The organism is Microbispora sp. H10836 (genome assembly GCF_012999525.1).
In the GTDB taxonomy this organism is placed as follows: domain Bacteria; phylum Actinomycetota; class Actinomycetes; order Streptosporangiales; family Streptosporangiaceae; genus Microbispora.
This window is the reverse complement of record NZ_JABBWU010000023.1, coordinates 54,312-79,499: the sequence shown is the minus strand read 5'-3', so window position 1 is coordinate 79,499 and position 25,188 is coordinate 54,312. Positions and strand designations below refer to the sequence as shown.

The following is a 25,188-nucleotide window of genomic DNA, read 5'->3' as shown; positions in this document are numbered from 1 at the left end:
GTGCCTCACCCGCCCGCCGCGCTCAGCACGCCGCACGCTCCGCAGGCCGCGCAGCCCGCCCCTTGGTCCGCGCCGCGCATGCCGGCCGCGCGCAGCAGCGCCGCCACGCCCTCGGTGACGTACGTCAGCAGGGCGGCGCCGGGCGCCTCGATGCCGTCGCGGGCGGCGAGCGTGCCCCGCATCGGGCGGAACGGGACCACGAAGGGGTAGACGCCGCGCCGGATGAGCCGGCCCGCGCCCGCGATCAGCTCGTCGGGGTCCTCGCCCAGCCCCACCAGCAGGTACGTCGAGACGCGGTTGCGCCCGAACACCCGGACCGCCTCGTCCCAGGCGGCCTCGTAGCCGGCGAGCGGCACCGACGACTTGCCCGGCATCCAGCGCCGCCGGACCTCCTCGTCCAGCGACTCCACGTGGATGCCGATCGCGGTGGCCCCGGCCTCGCGCAACGCGCCGATCCAGGCCAGGTCGCCCGGCGGCTCGCACTGCACCTGGATCGGCAGGTGCGGCACGGCGTCCAGCACGCCGCGCACGCACCGCGCCAGAGTGCGCGCGCCCCGATCGGGCCCGGTGGTCGTACCGGTGGTCATCACCATCTGCCGTACGCCGTCGAGCCGTACCGCCGCCTCCGCCACCTCGGCGAGCTGGGCGGGCGTCTTGGCGGCGACCGTGGCGCCCGACCGCAGCGACTCCTCGATGGTGCAGAAACGGCAGCGGTCGGCCTCGCCGTACCGGACGCACGTCTGCACGACGGTCGTGGCGAGCACGTCCGCGCCGTGCAGCCGGGCGATCTTCTCGTAGGGGACGCCGTCGGCGGTGGTCAGGTCGTAGAACCTCGGCCGCCGCACGGGCACCAGCGAGACCCCGGTGTCCTGGTCGCCGAGCCAGACCGTGCCGTCGCGCACCGTGTAGGGGCTGCCGGGGTCGACGGGCAGCGCCGCGCCGGCGCCGTCGACGAGGACGTGGCCGTCGCCGCTCGGCCCCGCGCCCTCCGGCCGCCGTACGGGCGTGTCGAAGGCCACGCCGCGCAGGGCCAGCTCGGCGCGGGTCATGATCCGCAGATCGACGGTCACGGCACTACAGCTGGTAGGTGGAGTTGATGACGGCGCCCTTGCGGGCGTAGTGGATCAGCGCGTCCTGCACGTCCAGCGGGTGGGTCGGGATCACGCCCTCGATGAGGTCCTCCTCGCGGGCGCCGTGCAGGGACAGGCCGAACCGGCAGCAGTAGACCTTCCCGCCCTCGGCGATGAACGTCTTGAGCTGGTTGTTGATGTTGTGCTCGCCCGGGAACGCCGAGTTGCCTGTCGTCGGGAAGCCGCGGGTGGCCAGGCAGTTCAGCGAGCCCGGGCCGTAGAAGTAGATGGCGGTCTCGAAGCCCTTGCGCAGCGCCCGGGTGGCCTGCAGCACGGCCACGAAGCTGACCGACGACTCGTGCGCGATGCCGTGGACGAGGGTGAAGTACGACTCTCCGTCCTCGGCCTTGTAGTCGGGGAAGACCTTGGTGCTGCCGTAGATGCTGGAGCCCTCGGGCAGGGACGGATGGGGGATCTCGCCCATGCTCTTCTTCTCGAGGTCGGTCAGGTCGACGGACATGGTGTCTCTCCTTGGGTGAGCGGGGTCAGTCGTAGAGGGAGGCGAAGGTGCCGCGGAAGACGAGCGCGCCCAGCTCGCCGTCCCCGGCCGCGGCGCGCATCCGGGCGTGCTCGCCCGCGAAGTCGCCCCACGGCTGGTCGCTGGCGAACAGCACGCGGTCGTGCCCGAGGCCGCGCCGCTCGATCTCCCGGGCCAGCCAGTAGGGCGCGAAGCCGATGGCCCAGGACAGGTCGGTGTAGACGCGCTTGCCGGCCGTGATCCAGTCGAAGAACCGGGAGCCGGCCAGCTTGACGTGGCCGCTCATCCCGCCGCCGAAGTGCACGAGGTGCACCGGCACGCGGTCGGCGTACCACTCGACCAGGTGCCCGATCTCGTCGACGTCCGAGGCGGCGCCGGGGGAGGTGTGGACGTGGACGACCAGGCCGTGGCGTTCGGCCGCGGCGAAGATCCGGTCGAGGCCCGGACGGCAGGCGGGGTCGGCGGGGCGGCCGCCGAGCAGGAAGCTCAGCTTCAGCGCCCGCACGCCCCGCTCGCCCGCCAGACCGAGGACGCGGGAGGTGCGTTCCTCGTCGCGGGGCAGCGGCGAGACCCACAGCCCGGCGCGGATCCGGTCGTCGGCCTGCGCGGCCTCCAGGACGAGATCGTTGAGCGCGAAGGCGACCGCCGGGTCCGGTACGCCGTAGTTGGGCAGCACCAGCGCACGCTCCGTGCCCTCCGCGTCGAGGTCGGCGATCAGCTGCCTGACCGTGGCCCGCGCGGTGACGTCGGGGTTGACCGCGGGGCCGCCGTAGAAGGGATGGGCGGGCAGTACGCCGATGTGGCGGTGCGCGTCGAAGACCATCCGGCTCACCCGACCGGCAGGGCGGGGGAGAGCTCGGCGGGCGCGCCGGTCAGCGCGCCGCACACGTCGGCGAGCCGCCGGGACGCCTCGATGTGGCCGGCTAGGAACTCGGCGTCCCGGCCCACCGCCTCGAACCGGCCGGAGCCCCAGGTGTGCTGCCAGGGCAGCCCGAGGAAGTAGAGCCCGGGACAGTTCGTGACACCGCGCCAGTGCATCGGATAGCCCCGGCCGTCGAAGGCGGGGATCTCGATCCAGCGGTGGTCGCGGGTGAACCCGGTCGCCCAGACGACCGAGGTGATCCCGGCCGCCGCCGGGTCGAGGGAGCGTACCGGCCCGTCCGGTTCCCACATCGGCACGTAGCGGGGCTCGGCGGGGGCGTCGACGCCGCGCGCCGCGATGTACGCGTCGATGGCGTCCTTGATCCCCTCGGCCACGGCGTCGGCCCGGTCGAGGTTGTCCTTCAGGTCGCCGGCGAACTCCAGCGTCGTGCCGGTCACGCCGGTCAGCCGGCCGTACAGGCGCATCCCGTCGCGGGCGAAGGCCCGCAGGTCGATGTCGCGCCCGCCGTCGCGGCCCGTGACGTAGTGGTTGGCCCGCGGGCGTACGGCGTCCGCGTCGTCGAACTCGTCGATGCTCCTGGCGTAGTGGCCCATGTCGTGCAGCCACGCCACGCAGTCCCGGCCCCGGTAGAAGCGGGCGACCCGGGGCGCGCTCCCGACGGCGAGGTGGACCCGGCGCCCGGTGAGATGCAGGTCCTCGGCGATCTGGCAGCCCGACTGCCCGGTGCCGATCACGAGGACATCGCCTTCGGGAAGCTGCGCGGGACGGCGGTACCGCGAGGAGTGGATCTGCTCGATCCCCGTGGGCAGTCGTTCCGCCAGCCGTGGGACGGAGGGCGCGTGGTAGGGGCCGGTGGCCACCACGACCTGGTCGGCGGTGAGGTCCCCGGCGGTGGTCGCGAGCTCGAACGTCCCGCTCGCGGCCCTCCGTAAGCGGGTGACGCGCACGCCCTCGGCGAGCGGGGGCCCGAAGGAGGCGGCGTAGTCCTCCAGATAGCGGACGATCTCCTCGCGGACCATGAAACCGTCGGGATCGGGTCCGGGGTAGGGGAAGCCCGGCAGGTCGCACTGCCAGTTGGGCGTCACCAGGCAGAAGGAGTCCCAGCGGCGCTCGCGCCATTCGTGCCCGACCCGCCGCGCCTCGATGACGACGTGCTCGATGCCGCGCCGGCCCAGGCAGTGGCTGACCGACAGCCCGGCCTGGCCGCCGCCGACGACCGCGACGGGGTAGTGCGCCCCGGCGATCCGCGGTGTGCTGGTTTCCGCCACCGATTCCATGACGGCCACTTCAGTCCGGCCGGGTTTCCGGACCGCGGCATCCGGAATAAAAAGCCGTTACCGGTACGTCACCCGGCGTGACGCCGCCCAGTGCGTGAGCTGATGTCGCGGTGCGTCAGGTGATGAGCCGGTGGCCGCCGGGGCTCAGGGAGCTCAGGAACAGCCGGTCGGCTCCGGGGAGGGAGGCCAGCCGCAGCAGCCAGTCGCGGGCCATGATGCGCAGGCGGCTGGAGGGCGCCATCCAGGGGAGGAACCGCCGGCCGAACGACTGGACGTCGGCGACGACGGGCCGCATGCGTGCGGCGTACCGGTCGAGGGCGGGGGCCAGGTCGCCCGCGGGGGCCGCGCGGAGCTCGCCGGCGAGCACCCAGGCCGCGGCGATCGCGAGGGACGCGCCGTGACCGGCGAACAGGGAGACCGCCTGACAGGCGTCGCCGAGCAGGACCACGCGGCCGCTGCTCCATTGTGGGGCCTCGACCTGCGTCACCTGGTCGTAGTAGAGCTCGGGCGGCTGCGGGCACCTGTCCAGCACCTCGGGCAGGATCCAGCCGAGGCCGCCGAAGTGGCGGCGCAGCGAGGCGGCCGGGTCGGCGGGAACGGCGGGATCGGGCTCGCGGCGCAGGAACAGCAGGGCGAGCCGGTCCTCGCCCACCGCGTAGGCTCCGGCCATCAGACCCGGCACGGTCAGCATCCGGTAGCGCGCGCCGACCCGCCGGCTGAGGTCCTCGTCCTCGACCACGTACGCGGCCACGTGATGGCCGAGATAACGGATGAAGCGGTCCTCGGGCCCGAAGACGAGCTCCCTGACCCGTGAGTGCACGCCGTCGGCGCCGACCAGCAGGTCCACCTCGTGGCGGCTGCCGTCGGTCAGCTCGACGCGGACGCCTCCGTCGCCCTGGCTGACGGCTGCGACCGTCGTCCCGTACCGGACCGGCGCGCGCACCTGCTCGGCGAGCACGCGGGCGAGGTCGCCCCGCAGCAGGCTGACCACCTCGGCGTACCCCGCCTCGACGGCGAGACGGCTGGTCTGCCGCCCGGCGCCGTCGACGTAGCCGATCTCGTGCACGGGGTGGCGGAGCTCCTCCAGCCGGGGGCGGAGCCCCATCCTCCCGGCCGCCTCGAGCCCGGGGCCGTAGAAGTCGATCATGTATCCGCCCTCGCGGAACGCCGGGGCGCGCTCGGCCAGTTCGACGTCCCAGCCCGCGCGTTCCAGGTGCCACGCCAGGGTGGTCCCGGCTATCCCGGCGCCGCAGATGATCGCTCTCATGTGCTTCGTCCCTTCTCGTGTCCGCTGGTACGCACCATCGCCCGCAGCGGCCCGGCCAGAGCGGTGAGGTCGAGAGCGGGGTCGAGACCGCGGTGGAGCATCAGGCCGTCCACCGCCGCGACGAGGACCGCGGCGGCCGCCTCGGCGTCGCCGGCGTGCCCTCCGCCGCGTAGCCAGGCGGCGACCCGGGCGCGGGAGGCTGTGACGATCTCCTGCAACTGCTCGCGGAGATCGGGCAGCCGGGCGGCCGCGAGGTACATCTCCACGATCAGCAGCGAGGCGGGATCGGTCCCCGTGTACCGGGACAGCTCGCCCAGCAGCCACTCGACACCGGCCTCGGGGCCGGGCTGCTCCGTCAGCCGCCCGGTCAGCTCCTCCAGCATCCCGCGCGCGGCGCCGGTCGAGGCCGCGATCAGCAGGTCGGTGAGCGACGCGTAGTGATAGTGCACGACCCCGGGGGCGACCCCGGCCCGCTCGGCCACCATCCGCGTGCTGACGCCACCCCAGCCGACCTCGGCGATCAGGGCCGCCGCCGCGCCGAGCAGCCGCTGCCGCGTGGTCCTGCCCCGGTCCGCGGACACCTCCGCCATCTCCCACGTGCTCCCTTCAGACTCATACGATCGTCTTGGTCGAACGCCTTGGACGATTGCCCAAAAAGCATATCCGGGACATGAGGTCGTCGTCACTGGGGATGGCCGGATACGTATGGCAGACCCGGACGCCGAGGGGAGTGACCGATCATGATGCCGAGGGCTCCGGCGCCGTGATCGTCACGGTGGTTCTCGGCCTCGCGGCCGCGGCGTTCCTCGGGCTGGGCTGGGTCGCGCAGCAGCACGTCGCGTACACCGAGCCGCTGGGCGAGATGCTGCACGTCCGGCTGCTGTTCGACCTGGCGCGCAAGCCGATCTGGCTGGCCGGGATCGCCGCGATGGTCGGCGGGCAGATTCTCGGGGCGCTGGCCCTGCGGGGCGCCGACGTGGCCCGCGTGGAGCCGCTCCTGGCGACCAATCTCCTCTTCGCCCTCGCCTCGGCGGCCCTGATCTACCAGGAGCGCCTGGGCGCGACGGAGTGGCTGGGGGCGGTGCTGGTCAGCGGCGGCGTCGCCGTCTTCCTCCTGGCCGGGCGTCCCCACGGCGGCGGGATGCCGGCGTCGGACACTCTGCTCTGGGTCGCGGTGCTCATCGTGGCGGGAGTGGCCGCGGGCATGGTCGCGGTGGCGCTGCGGATGCCCCTGCAGGCCAAGGCGATGCTGCTCGCCGGGGCGGCGGGGGCGTTGTACGGCCTCCAGGACGCGCTGACCCGCGGGTCCCTGCTGACCCTGGCACGGGGGCCGGCCGTGCTGTTCACCTCCTGGCAGCCCTACCTGCTGCCCGTGATCGCCGCGACCGGCATCCTGCTGAATCAGAGCGCCTTCGACGCCGCGCCGCTGCGGATCTCGCTGCCCGCCACGACCGCGACCGAGCCGATCATCGGCATCGTCCTGGGAGTGGCGATCTTCGGCGAGCGACTGCACGTGGATCCGCCGGGCCTCGCGGGCGCGGTCGGCGGTCTGGTGGCGCTCGTGGCGGGCATCGTCATCCTCGGCCGCTCGCCGTTCCTGGCGAAGTCGGAGCAGGGGCAGAGCGCCCCTCCCGCCAGGAGGTGAACCGCGGGCGTGGCAGGTGCGCGGACCTGACGTGCTCCGGCATCGCAGGATGAAACGTGCACGGTGTTCCTCCCGGGCGGCGCGGAGAAACGCGAGGTCGGAGACGTCCACTTCTTGACTCAAGTTGGTCGAGTAGTCAAACAAACGCCGGTGAACTAGCATCGCGCGTCAGGGAGCGCTCCCCATCTGGCCCGGAACCCCCCACCGGAAGATGGAGACCCAACAGTGCACGCGCATTCACATTCCCGGATCCGCCGCTGGGCCCTGCGCCTCACGGCCCTGCTGACCGCGTCGATCACCTGCCTGGTCACCTGGGCGGGCGCGGCCTCCGCCCACGGCTCGATCGTGGACCCGGCCTCCCGCAACTACGGCTGCTGGCAGCGCTGGGGCAGCGACTTCCAGAACCCGTCCATGGCCCAGCAGGACCCGATGTGCTGGCAGGCGTGGCAGGCCGACACCACCGCCATGTGGAACTGGAACGGCCTCTACCGCATGAACCTCGGCGGCAACTTCCAGGCCGCGATCCCGAACGGCCAGCTGTGCAGCGGTGGCCACGCGGAGAACGGCCGGTACAACGCCATGGACGTCCCCGGCGCGTGGAAGGCGACCGACGTCCGCAACAACTTCACGATCAAGCTGTGGGACCAGGCCGGGCACGGCGCCGACTACCTGCTCGTCTACGTCACCAAGCAGGGCTTCGACCCGACCCGGCAGGCGGTCGGCTGGAACGACCTGCAGCTGCTCACCAAGACCGGCAGGTACGCCCCCGGGCAGTACTACTCGGTCAACCTCAGCACCTCGGGCCGCAGCGGCCGGGCCGTGGTCTACACGATCTGGCAGGCCTCGCACATGGACCAGACGTTCTTCTTCTGCAGCGACGTGAACTTCACGGGCTGACGACCACATGACGGGGCCCCGCCGGACGATCGACGTCCGGCGGGGCCCGCGTGCGGCTACCGCGTACGGATCACTGGGCGGGCACGCCGTGCGCCCCGACGGCGTGGGCCGCGGGGGCGGCGGCGGTCGTGCGCGCGGCCGCCGCGGTGGTGCGGCTGTCCGGACCGGGCAGGTCCCGGCTGAAGGCGTAGACCACGGCGGCGGTGGCGATCGCTCCGGTGTTCAGCGCGAGCGCCTTGTCGTTGATGTTGGCGATGGTGTCGCAGGCCTGGTGGTAGCAGGAGTCGTACGCCTCGCCGGCGGTGCCGCCGAACAACGCCTGCTCCTGCGGCGTCTTGACGCCCTCGGCGCCGGTGAACAGGCCGCCGGACGGGATGCCCGCCGCGATGAAGGCGCCGTAGTCCGACCGTCCGTCGAAGTCGGTGCCCACGTGGCCCTGGCGGAGCGTGTCGAAGTACTTCTCGAAGAGCTTCTCGATCTCGTCGGAGCCCGCGGGGCCCGGGCCGGAGCCGGCGGCGTCGGAGTCGTCGCCGTCGTAGATCTTCAGCGCGTAGTTCGGGGAGGCGACCATGTCGAAGTTCAGGTACAGCTTGATCCTGGCCTGCTCCTCGGCGGACAGGTTCGCGACGTAGTGCTCGGAGCCGAGCGTGCCGAACTCCTCGGCGCTCCAGAAGGAGAAGCGCAGCTTGTTCCTGGTCGGGATCTTGCCGAGCGCGGAGGCGACCTCCAGGATCGCGGCGCTGCCGGAGCCGTTGTCGTTGATGCCGGGTCCCGGGACCACGCTGTCCAGGTGCGCCCCGAGCTGCACCACCTTGTTCGGGTCACCCCAGCGGGAGTCGGCGATGACGTTGTGCGTGGGCCGCATCTCGCTGGCCGTGTCGGTCTTCACCCGCACGGACGTCCCGGCGGCGGCCAGCTCCTGGCCGACCGCGAAGCTCACGCCCACGACGGGGATGTGCACGGTGGGCTCGCCCAAAGTGCCCTGCAGGGTGGCCGTGCGCCCGGCCTGGCCCTCGTTCATGATGATCACGGCGGAGGCGCCGGCGGCCTGCGCGTTCTCGGCCTTCGCCTGGAAGGTGCAGGTGCCGCGCTGGACCAGCGCGACCGCGCCCGCCGGGAAGCCGGCGAAGTCGGCGGCCTCGCAGCCGGAGTTGGACGTGTTGGCCTCCGCTCCCGGCGGCAGCACGAGGTCGACGCCCCGGACGGCCGCTGTGACGTCGCCCGACCCGGAGTAGGTCATCGTGGCGAAGTCGCCGACGGTGCTGCCGTCGGGCGGGGTGGGAGTGTACGTCTTGGGGGAGGGCGCGGTGCGCTGCAGGACGGCGGTGGAGTTCTCGTTGAAGAACGGGAAGTCGAACTTCTGCAGGGTCACCTTGTAGCCGGCCTTCTTCAGCACCCCGGCGACGTAGTCGCGGGAGGCCGCGAAGCCGGGAGTGCCGGCGGCGCGGGTGCCGCCGTTGGCGTTCGCGATGTCCTGCAGCTTGCGCAGGTGCTTCTTCACCGCGGACGCGACCACGGTCTGCGCGATCTGCGCCGGATCGGGGTCGGCGTTGGCCGGCGCGGCCGGCAGGAGGGGAAGCACGAGGGCGGACGCCGCGGTGGCGACGACGGCCCGCATGCCGAGCGAGGCGCGCATTGGGCTCTCCTTCGGGTCCAATGACGGTCCGAACGGTTCCAGTTGTCAGGCCCCCCCGATGGACACTGATCGGGAACCTAACCGGGATTGACCGATCGCGGAAGGCCCTGTTTTCTGGCCCGCCGGGGTATTGCGCGGGCCCGCTCACTCGTCGTACGCCGAGCCGTACGGCGGCTCAGCGGCCGGACTCGGTCGCCCAGGACTCGGATGCCCAGTCGAGCAGCCTCTCGGCGGTGTCCCAGCGGCGGCTGCCGACGCTCTCGCCGAGGATGACCCCGATCAGCCGGCGGCCGTCCCGGTCGGCCGCGAAGGCCAGGCACAACCCGGCGGCGTTCGTGAATCCGGTCTTCACGCCGATGGCGCCCGGCAGACCGAGCATGCGGTTGGTGTTGTACCAGTCGTACCGGCCGTCCTCGGTCTCGTGGTGGCGAGTCGAGGTGATCTCGGTGAACACGGGGTTCCGGAGCGCGATCTCCGCGAGCCTGGCCTGGTCGCGGGCGGTGGAGTAGCCGTCGCCGCGGGAGGTCGGCAGCCCGTCGGCGTTGACGTAGAGGGTGTCGTTCAGGCCGAGTTCGCGCGCCGTGGCGTTCATCTTGTCCACGAAGCCGCGCACCCCGGGGCCGTACACGCGGGCCAGGGCGTGCGCGGCGTCCGCGCCGGAGGGGAGCATCAACGCGTACAGCAGGTCGCCGACCCGCAGGGTGTCGCCGGCTTCGAGGTCGGCTGTCGTGCCGTCGTTGTTCCAGGCGTACACGAGGTCCTCGCGCTTGATCTTGACCTCGTCGTCGAGGTTCGCCTCCCGCAGCACGATGTACGCGGTCATGATCTTGGTCAGGCTCGCGACCGGCATGCGCTTGCCGGCGTTCTTGTCCAGCAGGTCCTGCCCGGTCGTGGCGTCCCACAGATAGACGGCCCGCCCGTACACGCGCGGCGGCGCGTACGCGTGCTCGGAAACGTGCTGCGCCACGCCGGAAGAGGCCAGGGCGGGAGGGGCGAGAACCGGTGATGCCATCCCCGTGACCAGGGCAAAGGCGGTCATGGAGACACCAAGAGAAAGCTTTCGGGCGAACATGCGAATCAGCGTGCCATGACTATTCGGGCCTTTCGGGCGAAACTTCGCAAAAAGTCAGCAAAGCGCCCGAACGCGCGTGATATGGGAGGTTTAAGGGGCGCTGCGGGCGATCGGGCGTGACCTGTCCGGTTCCGCTGACCGGGATCGCGCTCCGCCCACCGCGGGGTGGGGAGACACGATGACGCCCACACCCCCGACACGAGAACGAGAGAGCGCATGGGAACTCCGGTCATCGTCGATGCCGCGCGGACGCCGTTCGGGCGCCGGGGCGGATGGCTCTCGGGACTGCACGCGGCCGAGCTGCTCGGCATCGCGCAGCGCGGGGCGCTGGAGCGCCTCGGCGTCGACCCCGAACTGGTCGAGCAGGTGATAGGCGGCTGCGTCACCCAGGCGGGGGAGCAGTCCGGCAGCGTCACCCGCACCGCCTGGCTGCACGCGGGACTGCCGGAGCAGACCGGAGTGACCACGATCGACTGCCAGTGCGGCTCGGCCCAGCAGGCCGTGCACCTGATCGCCGCGCAGATCGCCGCCGGGGTGATCGACGTCGGCATGGCGTGCGGCGTCGAGGTGATGTCCCGGGTGCCGCTGATGGCCAACCTCGGCGAGGGCGTCGGCAGGCCCCGGCCGGACTCGTGGGACCGCGACATGCCCGCGCAGTACGTCGCCGCCGACCGGATCGCCCGCCGACGCGGCTTCACCCGCGAGCAGCTCGACGCCTTCGGGCTCCGCTCCCAGGAGCGGGCCGCGCGGGCGTGGGCCGAGGGCAGGTGCGACGGGCAGATCATCCCCGTGACGGCGCCCGCCGGCCGGTCCGCCGGGGACGGGCCCGCCGCCGTCACCAGGGACCAGGGGCTGCGCGAGACCAGCACGGAGGCGCTGGCCGGGCTCAAGCCGATCCTGGACGGCGGCCTGCACACCGCCGGGACCGCCTCGCAGATCTCCGACGGGGCGAGCGCGGCCGTGTTGATGGACGAGGACCGGGCCCGCGGGCTGGGCCTGCGCCCGCGCGCCCGCATCGTGGCCCAGTGCCTGGTCGGCGCGGAGACCGAGTTCCTGCTCGACGGCCCGGTCAAGGCCGCCGAGAAGCTGCTCGCCCGCACCGGCATGAAGATCGGGGACATCGACCTGTTCGAGGTCAACGAGGCGTTCGCCTCGGTTCCCATGTCGTTCGCGCAGGTCCACGGCGTCGACCAGGACCGGCTCAACGTCAACGGCGGCGCGATCGCGATCGGCCACCCCGTGGGGGCGACCGGCATCCGGCTGATCGCCGCCGCGATCGGCGAGCTGGAGCGGCGCGACCAGGAGACCGCGATGGTCGCCATCTGCGCCGGCGGCGCGCTGGCCACCGGCGCGATCATCCAGCGGGTCTGACCGAGCGCCCCCGGCCGCGACGCGAAGACGCGCCGCGCGCTGCCGTCAAGTGGAGACCTCGCCCCGAAGGGGCCCTTATCCACATCGGGCCCGCGGGATCGCGGCAATCCGCTGACGACATACGGGCCGGTCAGCCGCCGAGGACGGCGGGGGCGAGGCGGGCCCGGTGCCAGGCGGCGTCGCCGAACAGCTGCGCCGCCGAGTGGGCCCGCTTGAAGTACAGGTGCGCCTCGTGCTCCCAGGTGAAGCCGATGCCGCCGTGCAGCTGGACGGTCTCGGCCGCCACCGCGGAGAACGCCTCGGCGCAGTACGCCTGCGCCGCCGCGGCCCGCACCCGCAGGTCGGCGGCGTCCTCGGCGAGCGCGCGTGCCGCGTCGTAGCTCATGGACCTGGCCGACTCGACCAGCACGTAGAGGTCGGCCAGGCGGTGCTTGACCGCCTGGAACGAGCCGATCGGCCGGCCGAACTGCTCCCTGGTCTTCACGTACTCCAGCGTGATTGCCAGGCAGCGCGACGCCCCGCCGAGCTGTTCGGCGCTCAGCGCGGTCGCGGCCACGGCGAGCAGGCGGTCCAGCACGCGGTGCCCGTCGGTGCTCAGGAGCCGCGCCGGGGCGCCGTCGAAGGTCACGCGCGCCTGCGGCCGGGTCCGGTCCAGCGTGACCAGCGGCTCGGCCCGCACACCCGGCGCGGTGGCTTCGACCGCGTAGACGCCGAGACCGCCCTCGGGGGTGAGGGCGGGCACGACGAACAGGCCGGCGCGCGCGCCGTCGAGCACGTGCTCCTTGACACCGGTGAGCAGGCCGTCCGTCACGCGGGCGCGGATCGCGGCCGGATCCCACGTGCCGCCCTCGGCCCAGGCCAGCGCGCCGACGAGGCCGCCGCCGGCGATCCCGGGAAGGTCGCCGGTCGCGCCGCAGGCCAGCAGCGCGTCGGCGGTGAGCACGGCCGAGCCCAGGTAGGGCACCGTGGCGAGGGCGCGGCCCAGCTCCTCGCACACCACGTGCGTCTCGGCGTAGGAGAATCCCGCTCCGCCGTGCTCCTCGGGAACGGCCAGGCCGAAGGCCCCCACCTGGTCGGCGAGCAGCCGCCAGACGGTCTCGTCGTACTCCGGCGTCTCGTCGGGCGCCGGGCGGGCCGCGGGGTTGCGCTCGAGCACGGCGCGTACGGTGCGCCGCAGCTCCTCCTGCTCCTCGGTGGTGAACATGGCACTCATTCTAACAACTGTTTGGTAGAGTGTCAGCTGTGAGTGAGACGTTCAGGCGAGAGGTACGGGCCTGGCTGGAGGACAACCTGTCGGGCGAGTTCGCCGGCGCCCGAGGGCTGGGCGGGCCCGGCCGTGAGCACGAGGCGTTCGACGTCCGGCTGGCCTGGGAGCGGCACATGGCCGAGGCCGGGTGGACCTGCCTGGGCTGGCCCGAGCGCTACGGCGGGCGGGGCGCGAGCGTCGAGGAGCAGGTGGTCTTCCACGAAGAGTACGCGCTGGCCGGCGCGCCCGCCCGGGTCGGTCACATCGGCGAGAACCTGCTCGGCCCGACGATCATCGCGTTCGGCACCGACGAGCAGCGTGCCCGCTTCCTGCCGCCGATCGTGGCCGCCCGGGAGCTGTGGTGCCAGGGCTACTCCGAGCCGAACGCCGGGTCCGACCTGGCCGGTGTGCAGACCCGCGCCGAGCTGGACGGCGACCGCTGGCGGGTCACCGGCCAGAAGGTGTGGACCTCCCTGGCCATGGAGGCCGACTGGTGCTTCGTGGTCTGCCGCACCGAGCCGGGGTCGTCGCGTCATCACGGCCTGTCCTACCTGCTCGTGCCCATGCGGCAGGAGGGCGTGGAGATCCGGCCCATCGTGCAGATGGCGGGGACCAGCGAGTTCAACGAGGTGTTCTTCGACGGCGCGGTGACGGACGCGGCGAACATCGTGGGCGCGCCCGGCGACGGCTGGAAGATCGCCATGGCGACGCTCGGCTTCGAGCGCGGCGTGGCCACGCTCGGCCAGCAGGTGGGCTTCCGCCGCGAGCTGGAGGCGGTCATCGCGCTGGCCCGCAGGACGGGCGCCGTCGACGATCCCCTGCTGCGCGACCGGCTCGTCCGCTCCTGGATCGGCCTGGAGGCCATGCGCCTCAACGCCGTCCGCACGATGGCGGGCATCGCGGCGGGCGCGCCCGGCCCGGAGTCGTCCATCTCCAAACTGGTGTGGGGCGTGTGGCACCGCGAGCTCGGCGAGCTGGCCATGGACGTGCTCGGCGCGGCCGGCATGGTCGCCGACGGCCCGCCGTACGACCTGAGCGACGAGCAGCGGCTCTACCTGTTCTCCCGATCCGACACGATCTACGCGGGCTCGAACGAGATCCAGCGCAACATCATCAGTGAGCGCGTGCTGGGCCTGCCGCGCGAACGCCGGTAGCGGATACGTATTCCTGCCGATGCGCGGGAGGGCGGCAGGTCTCTAGCGTCGGGGACGCCGACGACACCCCGAGGTGAGCCATGCGCGTGCCGAGCGTGTTCCTGCCCGTGTTCCTGTCCGCCCTCCTGACGACCTCCGCCCTCACCATTCCGGCCACGGCCACCGAGGCCGCGGCAAAACCCCCGGCGTCCGCCGTCGACGTCGTCTACCAGCGGGCCCACTTCGGCCCCGGCCTCCGCGAGGGCGTGAAGGCGGGGAACACCCTGTCCTTCGCCGCCCCCGTGGGCACGATCTCCTACACCGACGCGCTCGGCACGAAGACCTGGGAGTACGCCCGGTGGACCGGCGCCGAGCGGCCCGTCGGGTTCGCCGCGACCGAGCTGGTGGCCTCCTGGAACGCCGACGTGCCCGCGGGAAGCTGGCTGCAGGTCGAGATGCGCGGCCGCCACGCCGCCGGGCAGACGAAGTGGTACGTGCTCGGCCGCTGGGCGTACGGCGACGAGGACATCCGGCGCACGTCGCTGTCCGGGCAGCGGGACGCCGACGGCACCGTCTCGGTCGACACGTTCGTGGCCGCGGCGGGCAAGGCGATCACCTCCTACCAGTTGCGCGTCACGCTCTACCGCGCGCAGGGCTCGGCCGCGAATCCGGTCGTGCGCGCGCTCGGCGCGATGGCGTCGGCCGTGCCCGACCGGCAGACCGTCCCGGTGAGCCCCGGCGGCATCGCCTGGGGCGTCGAGCTGCCCGTGCCCCGCCGCTCGCAGAACGTCCACGAGGGCCACTACCCCGAGTGGGACGGCGGGGGAGAGGCGTGGTGCAGCCCGACCTCGACCACCATGGTCCTCGGCTACTGGGGCAAGTGGCCGAGCAGGCAGGACACCTCCTGGGTGGACCCCTCCGACCCCGACCCCGAGGTCGACTACGCCGCCCGGTACACCTACGACTACGCCTACGAGGGCGCGGGCAACTGGCCGTTCAACACCGCCTACGCGGGACGGTACGGGCTGGAGGGCTTCGTCACCCGGCTCCGCTCGCTGACCGAGCTGGAGCGGCTGATCCGGGCCGGCATCCCGGTGGTGACCTCCCAGTCGTTCAAGGCGGAGGAGCTGCCCGGCGCGGGATACAGCACCAACGGTCACCTCATGGTCATCATCGGCTTCACCGCCGACGGTGACGTGATCGCCAACGACCCCGCCTCGCCGGACAACGAAGCGGTGCGCCACGTCTACCCGCGGGCCGACTTCGAGAACGTCTGGCTCCGCAGCTCCGGCAGCGGCGGGGTCGTGTACGTCATCCACCCGAAGAACCGCCCCCTGCCCCCCACGACCCCGGGACTGCCGGCCAACTGGTGACGCGGAGCACGTCCTATAGTCAGTCAGGTGACTGACTCGACGAGTGCCCGGGTGAAGTCCGCGAGCGCCAAGCGGCGGCGGCTCATGGCCGCCGCCGCCGAGGTCGTGCACCGGCAGGGCGCCGAGCGAACGACCATCGCCGACATCGCCCGCGCCGCCGACGTCCCCGTGGGCAACGTCTACTACTACTTCAAGACCAAGGACGAGCTCGTCGCCGCCGCGCTGGACGAGCACGCCCGGCACCTCGGGGAGCTCACCGCGCGGCTGGAGCGGCTGCCGGACCCGCGTGAGCGGCTCAAGGGGCTCGTGGAGGCGTGGGTCGGCCAGCGCGACGTCGCGGCACGGTGGGGCTGCCCGACCGGCACGCTCGCCGCCGAGCTGGACAAACGCGACGAGGGCGGCCTGGACGCGGAGGCGGGCCGGGTGATCCGGCTGCTGCTCGACTGGGTGGAGGGCCAGTTCCGCGAGCTCGGCCTGCCCGGGCCGGACGGCCTCGCGCTGACCCTGGTGGGCGCCTACCAGGGCATGTCGCTGCTGGCCAACGCCCTGCGCGACCCCGGGATCATGACGCGTGAGGGAGCCCGGCTGCTCGCCTGGCTCGACTCACTGGAGGCCTGAAGCGGGGTGGCGGTGTGCGATCAGTGCGGTCAGCGCCGCCGTCCGCGCGTCGTCCCACCCGGCCGGCGGCACGATCCGCGCCCACGCGGCGATCACCTCGCCGTCGTAGTCGTGGCCGTGCCCCGGCGGCGCGTCGAGGGAGAACACCAGGTCGGCGGTGATCTGCCAGAACGTCACGAACGGATACCACCGGATCCACGGCAGCACGTCGTCGCCGCGGCGCTCCTCCAGCCAGTCGGGCCGGGTGAGGACGAGCCGGGGCGTCCACCACACGATCGGGTCGGAGGGATGCTGCAGGTAGACGACCCGCGGCGGGTTCCACGGCGACGCCGGGACGTCCAGGTCAGAGGGCCGGTTGGCGAAGCGCACGGTCTCGCCGTCCCGGTAGACGGGCAGCGCCTCCCGGCTGCCGGGGTCGCGGCCGTCCACGAGCCGCCGCCACAGCGCGCTGCTGTCCGGCGGCCCGACGAACAGCGCGCCGTCGGTGCGCTCACGAAGGTCCCGGTCGCCGCCGAACGCCGACTCCGCGCCGAACGCCCCCAGGCTCTCCCCGAAGACCAGCAGCTTGGGCCGGTGCCCCGCGGGCAGCGCCGACCAGCGGGCGTACACCCGGTCGAACAGCTCCCGCCCGGCGGTCCTGGCCCGGTCGCGGTCGACCAGGAACGACAGCCAGCTCGGCAGGTAGGAGTACTGCATCGAGACCAGCGCCGTGTCGCCGCCGTACATGAACTCCAGGGCGGCGGCCGCCTGCGGGTCCACCCAGCCGGTGCCGGTCGTCGTCATCACACAGATCACCGCGCGGCCGAACGCGCCGGTCCGTTCCAGTTCCCGTACGGCCAGGGCGGCCCGCGCGCGCGTGGTCGCGGCGGAGTCGAGCCCGGCGTAGACGCGGATCGGGGCGACGGCGGGCCGCCCGCCGAACCGGCTCAGCTCGTCCGTCGTGGGCGCGTCCGCGACGAAGGCGCGGCCCTCCAGGCCGAGGGACGCCCACGGCACCAGTGAAGAGGGGCTGCCCGACAGCGTGTCGGCACGCGGCCGGGTGGCGCCCGGCGCCGTCTCTCTGTTGATCGCGGCGAAGCTGCGGTCGGCCCCCTTGAGCAGGGCCTCGGTGAGGACCCCGTCGGTCAGGAAGACGGCCAGCACGCCCACTCCGAGTCCGGCGGCGAACTGCGCGGCCGTCGCGGGGAACCACCGCCCGAGGAGGCGGCCCAGCGCCCGCGCCGCGATCCGCAGCGTCCTGGCGGCGGCCAGCAGGGCCAGGAACAGGGCCGCCGCGACGAGCGGGACGCCGAGATAGCCGAGCCGCTCCGGCGGTTCCAGCCCCATCAGCAGGTAGATGTCCCGCTGCGCGCGCACACCCAGGACCAGCGAGGCGGCGCCGAGACCGCAGCCGAACGTCGCGACCACGCGCCGGACCCGCCGCCGTCCCGTGCGGTTCCACCCCTCGCGCCATCGCACCATGATCTGCACCGTGATCCGGGCCGCGGCCGGGCGTACGAGCGCGCCGGCGATCACTCCCACCAGGTATCCGGTGGCGGAGAGCACGCCCGCGATGATCCCCTGCAGCGACCAGGGGCGGGGCAGCAGCGACGGCGTGAGCGACAGGCAGAAGAAGGTCGTGGCGAGGACGATTCCGGCCGTGTCGAGCGGCGCACCGAGCCGTACCCGTCGCCCTTCCCCCATCGGGCCCCCGATCCCCGTGCCTTTCGGAGCAGGCAGGCTATCAAGGTCACGAATCGATCACGGCGCGGGTGGGGGGAGCGTCCCGGTCATCGGGAGGAGCGCGGTCCGGCCCCGGACCGCGCCGATAACTTCCCAGCGTGAGCGGAGCGATGAGATACGCCGTGCTGGCGCCGGTGGCGGCGAACACGACAGCCGACCCGGAGTGGATCGCGGGCTTCGCCCGGCATGCCGAGGCGTGCGGGTTCGAGTCCGTCGTGGTGGTCGAGCACACGGTCGTGATGAGCCGCTACTCCAGCGTCTACCCCTACGACAGCTCGGGCCGGATGGAACTGCCCGACGACTGCGACATCCCCGACCCGCTCGACCTGCTCGCCTTCCTGGCCGGCCGTACGAGCGAGATCGGGCTGGCCACCGGCGTCCTGGTGCTGCCCAACCACCATCCGGTCGTGCTGGCCAAGCGCCTGGCGACCGTGGACGCGCTGTCCGGCGGGCGCCTGCGGGTGTGCGTGGGCATGGGCTGGATGAAGGAGGAGATCGAGGCCTGCGGCACCGACTTCGCCACCCGCGGCCGCCGGGCCGACGAGCAGATCCGCGTGATGCGCGCGCTGTGGGCCGGCGGCGGCCCGGACGGGGCCGACCACCATGGCGAGTTCTTCCGCTTCGACGGCGCGATGACCTACCCCAAGCCGGCGCGCGGGGCCGTGCCGATCCACATCGGCGGGCACAGCGTCGCCGCGGCCCGGCGCGCCGGACGCCTGGGCGACGGTTTCCAGCCGCTCGGCGTCGTGGGAGACGACCTGCGCCGGCTGCTCGACGTGATGCGCGCCGAGGCGGAGGCCTGCGGGCGCGACCCCGGAGCGCTGGAGCTCACGCTCGGCCACCTGGTCTCCCGCATCACCCCGGAGAAGGCCGCCTCGCTGGCCGCGCTGGGCGCCGATCGCATCCTGCTGTCACCCACCCCGACGGCCGACCTCGGGGCGGCGACCGACGAGCTGTCGGCCTGCGCCGCCCGCCTCGGGCTGACCCCGAGATGAGCACGCGATGACCCTGGACACGGCCGACGCCGTCGCGCTGTCCGACCTCGTGGCCAGGTACGCGCTGTACGCCGACCAGCGCGACATCCCGCGCCTGATCCACCTGTTCACCCCCGACGGGGTGCTCGTGCTGCCGGACCCGCCGCGCGCGCTCGGCCCGGTCGGCACGCGTACGGGCCGTGACGAGATCGCCGGCGCGATGGCCGCGCTGCGGGACCTCACGATGACCTTCCATGCGATCGCCGGGCAGGTCTTCGACGCGGGGCCGGAGCCCGGCACCGCAACCGGCGCGGTGGCCTGCGTGGCCCACCACCTGTCCAGTCGCCCCTCCGTACCCGACGGCGGGCCGTCCGACCTGGTCTGGCACCTGAGGTACGCCGACACGTACCGGCGGCACGACGGCGCCTGGCGCATCGCCCGCCGAGAGGTGCGGATCGACTGGATCGAGACCAGGCCGGTACGGCGCGTACGCGGCCGGGAGGGGGAGCGATGACCGTCTCGGCGAGGCGGTCAGCGCGGGCTCGCCCGCCGGGGCGACCTGGTGATGCTGCGATGCCTCATCCCGGCTGGAGAACCCCGAAATCGCCGGTCGACATCGTCATGCCGAACACCCGGGACGCGAGCATCCAGCCCTCGGACGTGCGCTGCCAGTGGTCCTCGTACTCGCCGAAGCACTCGTAGAAGCGGCCCTCGTACGCCCCGGCGCCCTGGTGGTACACCCGCGCGTACGTCAGCGACCTGGCCCGGTCGCCGTCGATCTCGACGCGGTGGTTGCCCAGCAGGTGCTGGGAGGGGCCGCAGCCGCCGAGATGCGCCCGGATCGTGGCGACGATCTCCGTACGTCCCCTGCGGCGGTAGCCGGTGGCGTCCGGGGTGAAGATGCCCGCGATCGCGTCCCAGTCGCGACGGTCCAGTGCGGCGGCGAGCCGGGCCAGCCGCTCGACGATCAGGTCGTGGTCGTTCCTGTCACGGTCGTTCCTGTCACGGTCGTTCCTGTCACGGTCGTTCACGCGGGCCTCCCGGCGACGCCGTCCGCCAGCAGCCGCGGGGACTCCGGCCGCCCGTCGAGCACCCGGGCGGTGCGGTTGACCACCCGCCAGCCCTCCGGGCCGCGGCGCAGGGTCCAGTGGTGGGCCGTGGCCCGGCGCAGCGTGAAGCCCTCGGGCCGGTTCACCACCATGAGCGAGTAGCCGATCGCGGTCGCCTCGTCGCCGGACACCGTCACGTGCGGCGCGCCGTTGAAGTGCGCGCAGCCCCCCGCGATCCAGCCCTGATGGGCATCGGAGCGGACCATGGCCGCGATCTGCTCCCGCCCCCGCATCAGCAGCTCGTCCACGTCGTAGACGCCGTCGGGCTCCCACAGCTCGGCGACCTCGTCCGCGCTGCCGCTGTCCACCAGCGGCCCGTAGGAGAGGATGAGCCGGGTCACCTCCCGCTCGTCCTCCAGCACGCGGACGCGCTCCTCCAGGCGGGCGAGCCGCCGTTCGACGTCGGTCCCGGTCATCGCCGTGTCAGCCATCGGTCCTCCCGAAGTCGGCGCCCATCGCGGTCGCGAGGGCGTGCAGCGCCTCCAACTGCTCCTGGTAGTGCTCCGCCGAGGTCGCGGCGAGGGTGACGCCGGTCACGGTCGCGCCCGCGTCGCGCACCCGCTCCAGCGCGCGCCGTGCGGCGTCGGGAGCGCCGATGGGGTCCACCGGGCGTCCGGCGGACAGCACGACGTCGAAGGCGTCCGGCAGCTCCGCCTCGCGGACCATCGACGCGAGCGTGTCCAGGGGCAGGCCGAACGGCACCCACCCGTCACCGTAGGTCGCGGCCCGTCGCAGCGACCGCGGGGTGCGCCCGCCGATCCACAGCGGCACCCGCGGCTGCACGGCGTGCGGCTCCACCACGAATCCCGAGAAGTCGTAGAACTCGCCGTGGAACTCCGGCTCCCGCTCCGACAGCGAGCCGCGCAGGGCCTCGATGGCCTCGTCGGCCCGTGCCCCCCGGCCCTCGAACGGCACGCCGAGCAGCTCGAACTCCTCCTTGAGGCTGCCCACGCCCAGGCCCAGCGTGAGCCGTCCGCCGCTGACGCGGTCGAGCGTGCCGTACCGCTTGGCGATGGCGAGAGGGTGGTGGTAACCCAGCACCAGCACCTGCGTGACCAGCCGGATCCGCCGCGTGCGGGCGGCGAGGTAGCCGAAGGTCGCCAGCGGATCCCAGTAGACGGCGCCCCGCTCGGCGGCGATGCCGGCCGGGACGGCCACGTGCTCACTGCAGGTGAGGTGGTGATAGCCCAGCCGGTCGGCGGTCTCGGCGATCCGGGCCAGGTCCTCCACGCTCGCCTCGCACTCCCAATCGGAGTGGATCCCGGGCAGCCGGACCACTACAGGACTGACGATGCCGATCCGCACCGGCGCACCTCCACATCCACCAGGAACAGGGCCTCACGTCGGGAAGCACGCTTGGCAGAAATCTTTCTAGTGGAGGAGCACGCCCCTGCCGCCGCTCGTCCCGCTGACCGGAACCGGACAGCGGTCGACATAACGGGATGCCTCTTCCCCTCTTCCCAGAGACGCTGAGCGTTGCTACATTCCGAAGCAAGAATTCATTTCAGTTTTGGGAGGTGTGATGACCGCTCTCCGCGCCGAGCAGGAGGCGATGGCGCCCGCGCGGCGAGAGCTGCCGCCGTCGATGGTCGAACGGATGACGCTGATCATGGACGCGTTCACCGGTCGCTCCACCCGCCTCACCCTCGAGGACGTGGCTCGCTGCACCCACCTCCCGCGCTCGACGGCTCATCGCATCCTCGACCAGCTCGTACGGCTGAACTGGCTGGACCACACGTCGTTCGGCTACAGCCTGGGCAAGCGGGCGCTCGGGCTCGGCGGCCGGGACGGCAGCCACGGCGAGATCCGCGAGGCGGCCGCGCCGCTGCTGCACAACCTGCAGATCAGGACCGGGATGGTCGTCCACCTCGCCGTGCTCGACGGCGCCGAGGTCTTCTACCTCGACAAGGTCGGCGGGCGCTTCGCCCTGTCGGTGCCGTCGCGCGTCGGAGGCCGGGCCCCCGCCCACTGCACCGCCCTCGGCAAGGCGATCCTCGCCTGGCTGGAACCCGAGCAGGTCGAGGTGCTCATCGACGGGCACATCAGCCGCCTGACCAACCGGACCATCGGCGACATCGGCACCCTGCACCAGGAGCTCAACCGCATCCGGCAGCGCCGGGGCCTCGCCTTCGAGCGGGGGGAGTGCTTCCCCGACATCTCCTGCGTCGCCGCCGCCGTGCGCGGTCATGAGGGGCCGGTGGCCAGCATCTCCCTGGTCGGCGACGCCCGCACCCCGCTGGAGAAGGTGGCCCCGCTCGTGGTCGACGCCGCGCGTCAGGTCTCGCTCGCCCTTTTCCCCGATCTGGAGTCCCAGCGCAGGTCCCGGGCCGTCCACCGCGTGCCCGACCGGACCTGGTCCCCGGAGACCATGAACCGCCTGCTCGCCGTCGGCCAGAACGGCGACTGGCTCTGATCTGCTAGCTCTGATCCGCGCCATTCGCTGCACGCCGGCCGCCCGGTCCTGACTTCGTCTGGGTTCGCCGTCTAGATTCGCAGCCGCCTGGTCCGGGCCGGGTGGTAGGTGAAGGCCCAGCGGTCTTTGCCGGTCTTGCGGCGGGTGTAGCGGTCGGGGTGCTGGTAGCGGTCGCGGTTGTGGAACTGGCAGGCCGGGCCGAGGAGTTTGAGGTCGGTCAGGCCGCCGGTGCTCCAGTTGTCGGCGTGGTCGATCTGGCACCTGGTGGCGGGCAGGGGGCAGCCGTCGATCCAGCAGGTGGCGTAGCGGGTGAAGATGGCCCGCCGCTGGGCGGGGGTGGCCAATCTGACTTTGCGGCCCATGTCCAGGACCTGCCCGTCGGCGTCCATCACCAGGCGCACCAGGGTGGAGGTGCGGGCCAGCCGGTGCACGCTGGAGACGGGCAGCACCTGCCCGGTCGCCAGCAGCAACCCCGGCGCCGTCCCCAACACCGCCCCCAGCAGCGCCCCCGCCAGTGCCCCCGGCAGCCCTCCGGCCGACGCTCCCGGTGGAGACCCCGGCTCTCCTCCCGGTGGCCTCTCCGGTTCTGGTCCCAGCACGCCCTGCGGCGTCCCCTGCTCTGGTCCCGGCTCTGGTCCCCGCGCGCCGGGCGCTTCCGGCGTCCTCGGTGTTTCCGGCGCTGTGGTCGAGCACCGCGCCCTACTGCCGCACCCGCACACGGCCTCGCCCTGGCCGGACCACTGGTGCTCGTGTCGTCCGGTCGCGTCATCGCCGGACTGCACTTCATGGGGGCCGGTCGCAAGGTCGGCGGTCTCGGCAAGGTCGACAGGGTCGGTGCTGGCGACGTCAGTCGTGTCCCCCTCGGCGGGGGCGCTGGTGTCCTCGCCGTCCCGGCTGTCCTCAGCCGCCTCGGCGTTCCGAGCGCTCTGGGCGTTCTGGGCGCTGTGGCTGTTCTGAGTGTCTTTCGGGGCCTCGGGGTGCTCGGAGGTCTCGGGGCCGGGGGTGGGGTCGGCAGGGAGGGATTCGGCGTTGACCAGCACCAGGAGCTCGGCGGCGATCTTCTCCTCCAGCAACGCCATGAACGCATCCGCCTGACGCACTCGCAGCGGCCGGTCATCACCCTCCGCCTTCGGCCTGGCATACGCATCCAGCAACGCCTGCAACCGGGCGGCATGCTCACGCGGGAGATAGAACTCCCCCTCCAAACCGCCGCCCTTACCCCGGCGGACCCGCAGGAACCGCCGCCCGTGATCGGCCCGCTCATCGCGGTCCTCACCAGCGGGGTCCAGCACCGCCCGCAGATAACGGCCCGCCCTGGCCACCTCCGCCGCCCCCGCCCTCCCCGCCAACTCCAGCAGAATCGGCTCAGCCACCGCAGCGTGCTCATCCGACAGGCCAGAGATCACCGCGCAGATGGCCTCCACCACCCCCGCCGCCAACCCACCCACCGCGAACTTCTCCCGCACCCGCGGCAGCCGAGCCAACTCGATCCCCAAGGTCAGCAGCCGGCCCGCACCCGCCACCGTCATCCCCGCGGCGGTGCGCAGCCAACTGCGGGTGGAGGCATGCCCATGCCGCCGGGCCTGCCCCGCCCGATGCACCCGCCCCACCCGATCAGCCAGAGCACACGTGATCCGATCCCGCGCGAACACCAACTCCTCAGCCTCGGCCAAACAGACATCCACATCGTCCGGAACCGGCGCCAACGCCAACGCCTGCGCCGACTCTCGAACAGAACCCACCAGCACCCACGACGACCGACCCCGGCGATCACCATTCGCCGCTTGGTCGCCGGTCGTCCCGGGGCCGTCGCAGGGGGTATCCGTGTCTCCATTCGAGGTGGAGGCCCAAAGCGGGGAACCAGCGGTCAGCTGGTCGCGCCAATCCGGTTCAGGGGATTTCGAACCAGGAGGGTTTTCGGTATCAACCGTAGACGGCTCCACCGCACCTCCCCCGAACAATTCGAAAACCTGTATGAATTCTCCCGTAGTCACAGGCCGTCGAGCAACCGGACAGCACGATTAGCTGGAGTTACAGGTGAGGAGGGAAGAGCGAGCTCGGGGGCGCGGCGCAGCACCTGGGATTGCTCGCCACGGGGGAGGACGCGGACCAATCGGCCATATGTGCGGCACCACGGTGCTGTTGCCGGCGCACCGACGACCTCATGCCGCGCCGACGCGGACTCCGACACAGCGGACTCCGACACAGAAGCGCAGGCGTGCCGGTCTCCTTGGGAGAGGGATCAGCCCCAGTGGTCGCCCCAGCCCCACAGGTTGGGACCGAGAGCGGCGGCGGGGTCGTTCTGGTCCACTCCGAACCGTCCGCGGAAGAACAGCATCGGCCGCTGCTCGGTGACGACGGGTTCGAGTTCGTGGACATGGCCGATGACCACGTCGTGGTCGCCGGCGACCTGCACGTCGCGCACCTCGCCGTGAACGCGCAGCAGCACCCCCCGCAGGGACGGGGTGTCCCACCGCGACAGGTCCCAGTCGAGCCCCGCGAACTTGGCGCCCTTGCTGGAGCCGAACCGGCCGCAGAGGTCGACCTGTTCCTCCCCGAGGACGTTCACACAGAAGCGGCCCGACCTCCTGATCCGCGGCCAGGCGCGGCCCCTGTGGTCGGCGCAGAACAGGACCATCGGTGGTTCGAGGGACACCGACGCGAACGACTGGCAGGCGAAGCCCACCGGTTCGCCGTCGTCGAGGCCCGTCACCACGGTCACACCGCTCGCGAACATGCCCAGCGCGCGCCGGAACTCGGCGGGCGTGGGCGGCGCCACCTCGGTGAACTCGGGGTCGGCCGGTGCAGCGGTCATGGACTCACCTCGCGTGGGTGTCGGTGCCTCAGGTAACGAACTTACAAACCCCCTTGGGGGCGGCTCGCAAGGGGATCCCGGTCAATGGAAGGCGCGTACGGGCGTGGGCGTGGTCCGGGCAGGTCACGG

24 protein-coding genes are annotated in these 25,188 nt (G+C 72.6%); 9 read left to right on the top strand and 15 right to left on the bottom strand.

Translation table 11 applies throughout. The annotated features are described in order from the left end of the window. Nucleotides 1–5: 5 nt before the first annotated feature. From HHX30_RS32885 to HHX30_RS32860, 6 genes are all read right to left on the bottom strand, one after another. A complete protein-coding gene (locus HHX30_RS32885) occupies nucleotides 6–1,070 on the bottom strand; it encodes an MSMEG_0568 family radical SAM protein (protein WP_211592935.1) in 1,065 nt (354 codons plus the stop codon). A gap of 4 nt (nucleotides 1,071–1,074) precedes the next feature. Beyond that, the gene (locus HHX30_RS32880; RefSeq protein WP_169986978.1) at nucleotides 1,075–1,590 is read right to left on the bottom strand and encodes an MSMEG_0572/Sll0783 family nitrogen starvation response protein; all 516 of its coding nucleotides are present in this window, start codon (nucleotides 1,588–1,590) and stop codon (nucleotides 1,075–1,077) included. A gap of 25 nt (nucleotides 1,591–1,615) precedes the next feature. Continuing rightward, the gene (locus HHX30_RS32875) at nucleotides 1,616–2,431 is read right to left on the bottom strand and encodes an amidohydrolase family protein (protein ID WP_169986976.1); all 816 of its coding nucleotides are present in this window, start codon (nucleotides 2,429–2,431) and stop codon (nucleotides 1,616–1,618) included. Between the two features lie 5 nt (nucleotides 2,432–2,436). After that, nucleotides 2,437–3,768 (bottom strand): MSMEG_0569 family flavin-dependent oxidoreductase, encoded by a 1,332-nt coding sequence (locus tag HHX30_RS32870; RefSeq protein ID WP_169986974.1) that lies wholly within the window; start codon nucleotides 3,766–3,768, stop codon nucleotides 2,437–2,439. A 115-nt stretch (nucleotides 3,769–3,883) separates the two neighbouring features. Further along, entirely contained in the window at nucleotides 3,884–5,035 is a 1,152-nt protein-coding gene (locus HHX30_RS32865; RefSeq protein WP_169986973.1) for an FAD-dependent monooxygenase, read from the bottom strand. Next, nucleotides 5,032–5,625 (bottom strand): TetR/AcrR family transcriptional regulator, encoded by a 594-nt coding sequence (locus HHX30_RS32860; protein ID WP_169986971.1) that lies wholly within the window; start codon nucleotides 5,623–5,625, stop codon nucleotides 5,032–5,034. Before HHX30_RS32860 ends, HHX30_RS32865 begins: the two co-directional genes overlap by 4 nt. A gap of 140 nt (nucleotides 5,626–5,765) precedes the next feature. Here HHX30_RS32860 and HHX30_RS32855 point away from each other — a divergent pair, with 140 nt between their 5' ends. Together HHX30_RS32855 and HHX30_RS32850 are read left to right on the top strand one after the other, a co-directional pair. Further along, complete coding sequence (locus HHX30_RS32855; protein WP_211592928.1) at nucleotides 5,766–6,680, top strand: DMT family transporter; 915 nt, start codon at nucleotides 5,766–5,768, stop codon at nucleotides 6,678–6,680. Nucleotides 6,681–6,905: 225 nt separating this feature from the next. Next, nucleotides 6,906–7,577 (top strand): lytic polysaccharide monooxygenase, encoded by a 672-nt coding sequence (locus HHX30_RS32850; RefSeq protein WP_396706121.1) that lies wholly within the window; start codon nucleotides 6,906–6,908, stop codon nucleotides 7,575–7,577. A gap of 70 nt (nucleotides 7,578–7,647) precedes the next feature. Here HHX30_RS32850 and HHX30_RS32845 read toward each other — a convergent pair whose 3' ends face one another. Together HHX30_RS32845 and HHX30_RS32840 are read right to left on the bottom strand one after the other, a co-directional pair. Then, nucleotides 7,648–9,213: a M28 family metallopeptidase gene (locus HHX30_RS32845; RefSeq protein ID WP_169986967.1), complete on the bottom strand. Its 1,566-nt coding sequence runs from the start codon at nucleotides 9,211–9,213 to the stop codon at nucleotides 7,648–7,650. 175 nt (nucleotides 9,214–9,388) lie between these two features. Continuing rightward, complete coding sequence (locus HHX30_RS32840; RefSeq protein WP_311922964.1) at nucleotides 9,389–10,180, bottom strand: D-alanyl-D-alanine carboxypeptidase family protein; 792 nt, start codon at nucleotides 10,178–10,180, stop codon at nucleotides 9,389–9,391. Between the two features lie 321 nt (nucleotides 10,181–10,501). On the opposite strand from HHX30_RS32840, the gene HHX30_RS32835 reads away from it, so the two are divergent. Beyond that, complete coding sequence (locus HHX30_RS32835) at nucleotides 10,502–11,656, top strand: steroid 3-ketoacyl-CoA thiolase (protein WP_169986963.1); 1,155 nt, start codon at nucleotides 10,502–10,504, stop codon at nucleotides 11,654–11,656. Between the two features lie 130 nt (nucleotides 11,657–11,786). On the opposite strand, the gene HHX30_RS32830 is transcribed toward HHX30_RS32835, so the two are convergent. Continuing rightward, nucleotides 11,787–12,860 carry an acyl-CoA dehydrogenase family protein gene (locus HHX30_RS32830; RefSeq protein WP_169986961.1) on the bottom strand — a complete coding sequence of 358 codons (1,074 nt, stop codon included), beginning with the start codon at nucleotides 12,858–12,860 and terminating at the stop codon, nucleotides 11,787–11,789. Between the two features lie 38 nt (nucleotides 12,861–12,898). Between HHX30_RS32830 and HHX30_RS32825 the strand changes: the two genes are divergently transcribed. The 3 genes from HHX30_RS32825 (at nucleotide 12,899) to HHX30_RS32815 (ending at nucleotide 16,026) form a co-directional block, all read left to right on the top strand. Further along, nucleotides 12,899–14,056: an acyl-CoA dehydrogenase family protein gene (locus HHX30_RS32825; protein WP_396706115.1), complete on the top strand. Its 1,158-nt coding sequence runs from the start codon at nucleotides 12,899–12,901 to the stop codon at nucleotides 14,054–14,056. Nucleotides 14,057–14,136: 80 nt separating this feature from the next. Beyond that, the gene (locus HHX30_RS32820; RefSeq protein WP_169986957.1) at nucleotides 14,137–15,408 is read left to right on the top strand and encodes a C39 family peptidase; all 1,272 of its coding nucleotides are present in this window, start codon (nucleotides 14,137–14,139) and stop codon (nucleotides 15,406–15,408) included. Nucleotides 15,409–15,435: 27 nt separating this feature from the next. Further along, nucleotides 15,436–16,026, top strand: coding sequence for a TetR/AcrR family transcriptional regulator (locus HHX30_RS32815; protein ID WP_169986955.1), 591 nt, complete (start codon nucleotides 15,436–15,438; stop codon nucleotides 16,024–16,026). Here HHX30_RS32815 and HHX30_RS32810 read toward each other — a convergent pair. Beyond that, nucleotides 16,012–17,709 carry an alpha/beta-hydrolase family protein gene (locus tag HHX30_RS32810; protein WP_169986953.1) on the bottom strand — a complete coding sequence of 566 codons (1,698 nt, stop codon included), beginning with the start codon at nucleotides 17,707–17,709 and terminating at the stop codon, nucleotides 16,012–16,014. The two genes, HHX30_RS32815 and HHX30_RS32810, sit on opposite strands and share 15 nt — an antisense overlap. A 137-nt stretch (nucleotides 17,710–17,846) precedes the next feature. On the opposite strand from HHX30_RS32810, the gene HHX30_RS32805 reads away from it, so the two are divergent. After that, nucleotides 17,847–18,743: an LLM class F420-dependent oxidoreductase gene (locus HHX30_RS32805; protein ID WP_311922963.1), complete on the top strand. Its 897-nt coding sequence runs from the start codon at nucleotides 17,847–17,849 to the stop codon at nucleotides 18,741–18,743. 7 nt (nucleotides 18,744–18,750) lie between these two features. Beyond that, nucleotides 18,751–19,236 (top strand): nuclear transport factor 2 family protein, encoded by a 486-nt coding sequence (locus HHX30_RS32800; RefSeq protein WP_169986951.1) that lies wholly within the window; start codon nucleotides 18,751–18,753, stop codon nucleotides 19,234–19,236. 64 nt (nucleotides 19,237–19,300) lie between these two features. Here HHX30_RS32800 and HHX30_RS32795 read toward each other — a convergent pair whose 3' ends face one another. Genes HHX30_RS32795 through HHX30_RS32785 form a run of 3 tightly spaced genes read right to left on the bottom strand, consistent with a single transcriptional unit; the run spans nucleotide 19,301 to nucleotide 21,136 of the window. Further along, the gene (locus HHX30_RS32795; protein ID WP_169986949.1) at nucleotides 19,301–19,753 is read right to left on the bottom strand and encodes a nuclear transport factor 2 family protein; all 453 of its coding nucleotides are present in this window, start codon (nucleotides 19,751–19,753) and stop codon (nucleotides 19,301–19,303) included. Further along, nucleotides 19,750–20,262: a nuclear transport factor 2 family protein gene (locus HHX30_RS32790; protein ID WP_211592926.1), complete on the bottom strand. Its 513-nt coding sequence runs from the start codon at nucleotides 20,260–20,262 to the stop codon at nucleotides 19,750–19,752. The genes HHX30_RS32795 and HHX30_RS32790 overlap by 4 nt, the downstream gene beginning before the upstream one ends. Continuing rightward, nucleotides 20,255–21,136 (bottom strand): LLM class F420-dependent oxidoreductase, encoded by an 882-nt coding sequence (locus HHX30_RS32785; protein ID WP_169986947.1) that lies wholly within the window; start codon nucleotides 21,134–21,136, stop codon nucleotides 20,255–20,257. The genes HHX30_RS32790 and HHX30_RS32785 overlap by 8 nt, the downstream gene beginning before the upstream one ends. A 217-nt stretch (nucleotides 21,137–21,353) precedes the next feature. On the opposite strand from HHX30_RS32785, the gene HHX30_RS32780 reads away from it, so the two are divergent. Continuing rightward, complete coding sequence (locus HHX30_RS32780) at nucleotides 21,354–22,244, top strand: IclR family transcriptional regulator (protein ID WP_249350697.1); 891 nt, start codon at nucleotides 21,354–21,356, stop codon at nucleotides 22,242–22,244. Nucleotides 22,245–22,315: 71 nt separating this feature from the next. Here HHX30_RS32780 and HHX30_RS32775 read toward each other — a convergent pair whose 3' ends face one another. Together HHX30_RS32775 and HHX30_RS32770 are read right to left on the bottom strand one after the other, a co-directional pair. Further along, complete coding sequence (locus HHX30_RS32775) at nucleotides 22,316–23,917, bottom strand: HNH endonuclease signature motif containing protein (RefSeq protein ID WP_169986945.1); 1,602 nt, start codon at nucleotides 23,915–23,917, stop codon at nucleotides 22,316–22,318. A gap of 569 nt (nucleotides 23,918–24,486) precedes the next feature. Next, the gene (locus HHX30_RS32770; RefSeq protein WP_169986943.1) at nucleotides 24,487–25,059 is read right to left on the bottom strand and encodes a flavin reductase family protein; all 573 of its coding nucleotides are present in this window, start codon (nucleotides 25,057–25,059) and stop codon (nucleotides 24,487–24,489) included. Nucleotides 25,060–25,188: the final 129 nt, after the last annotated feature.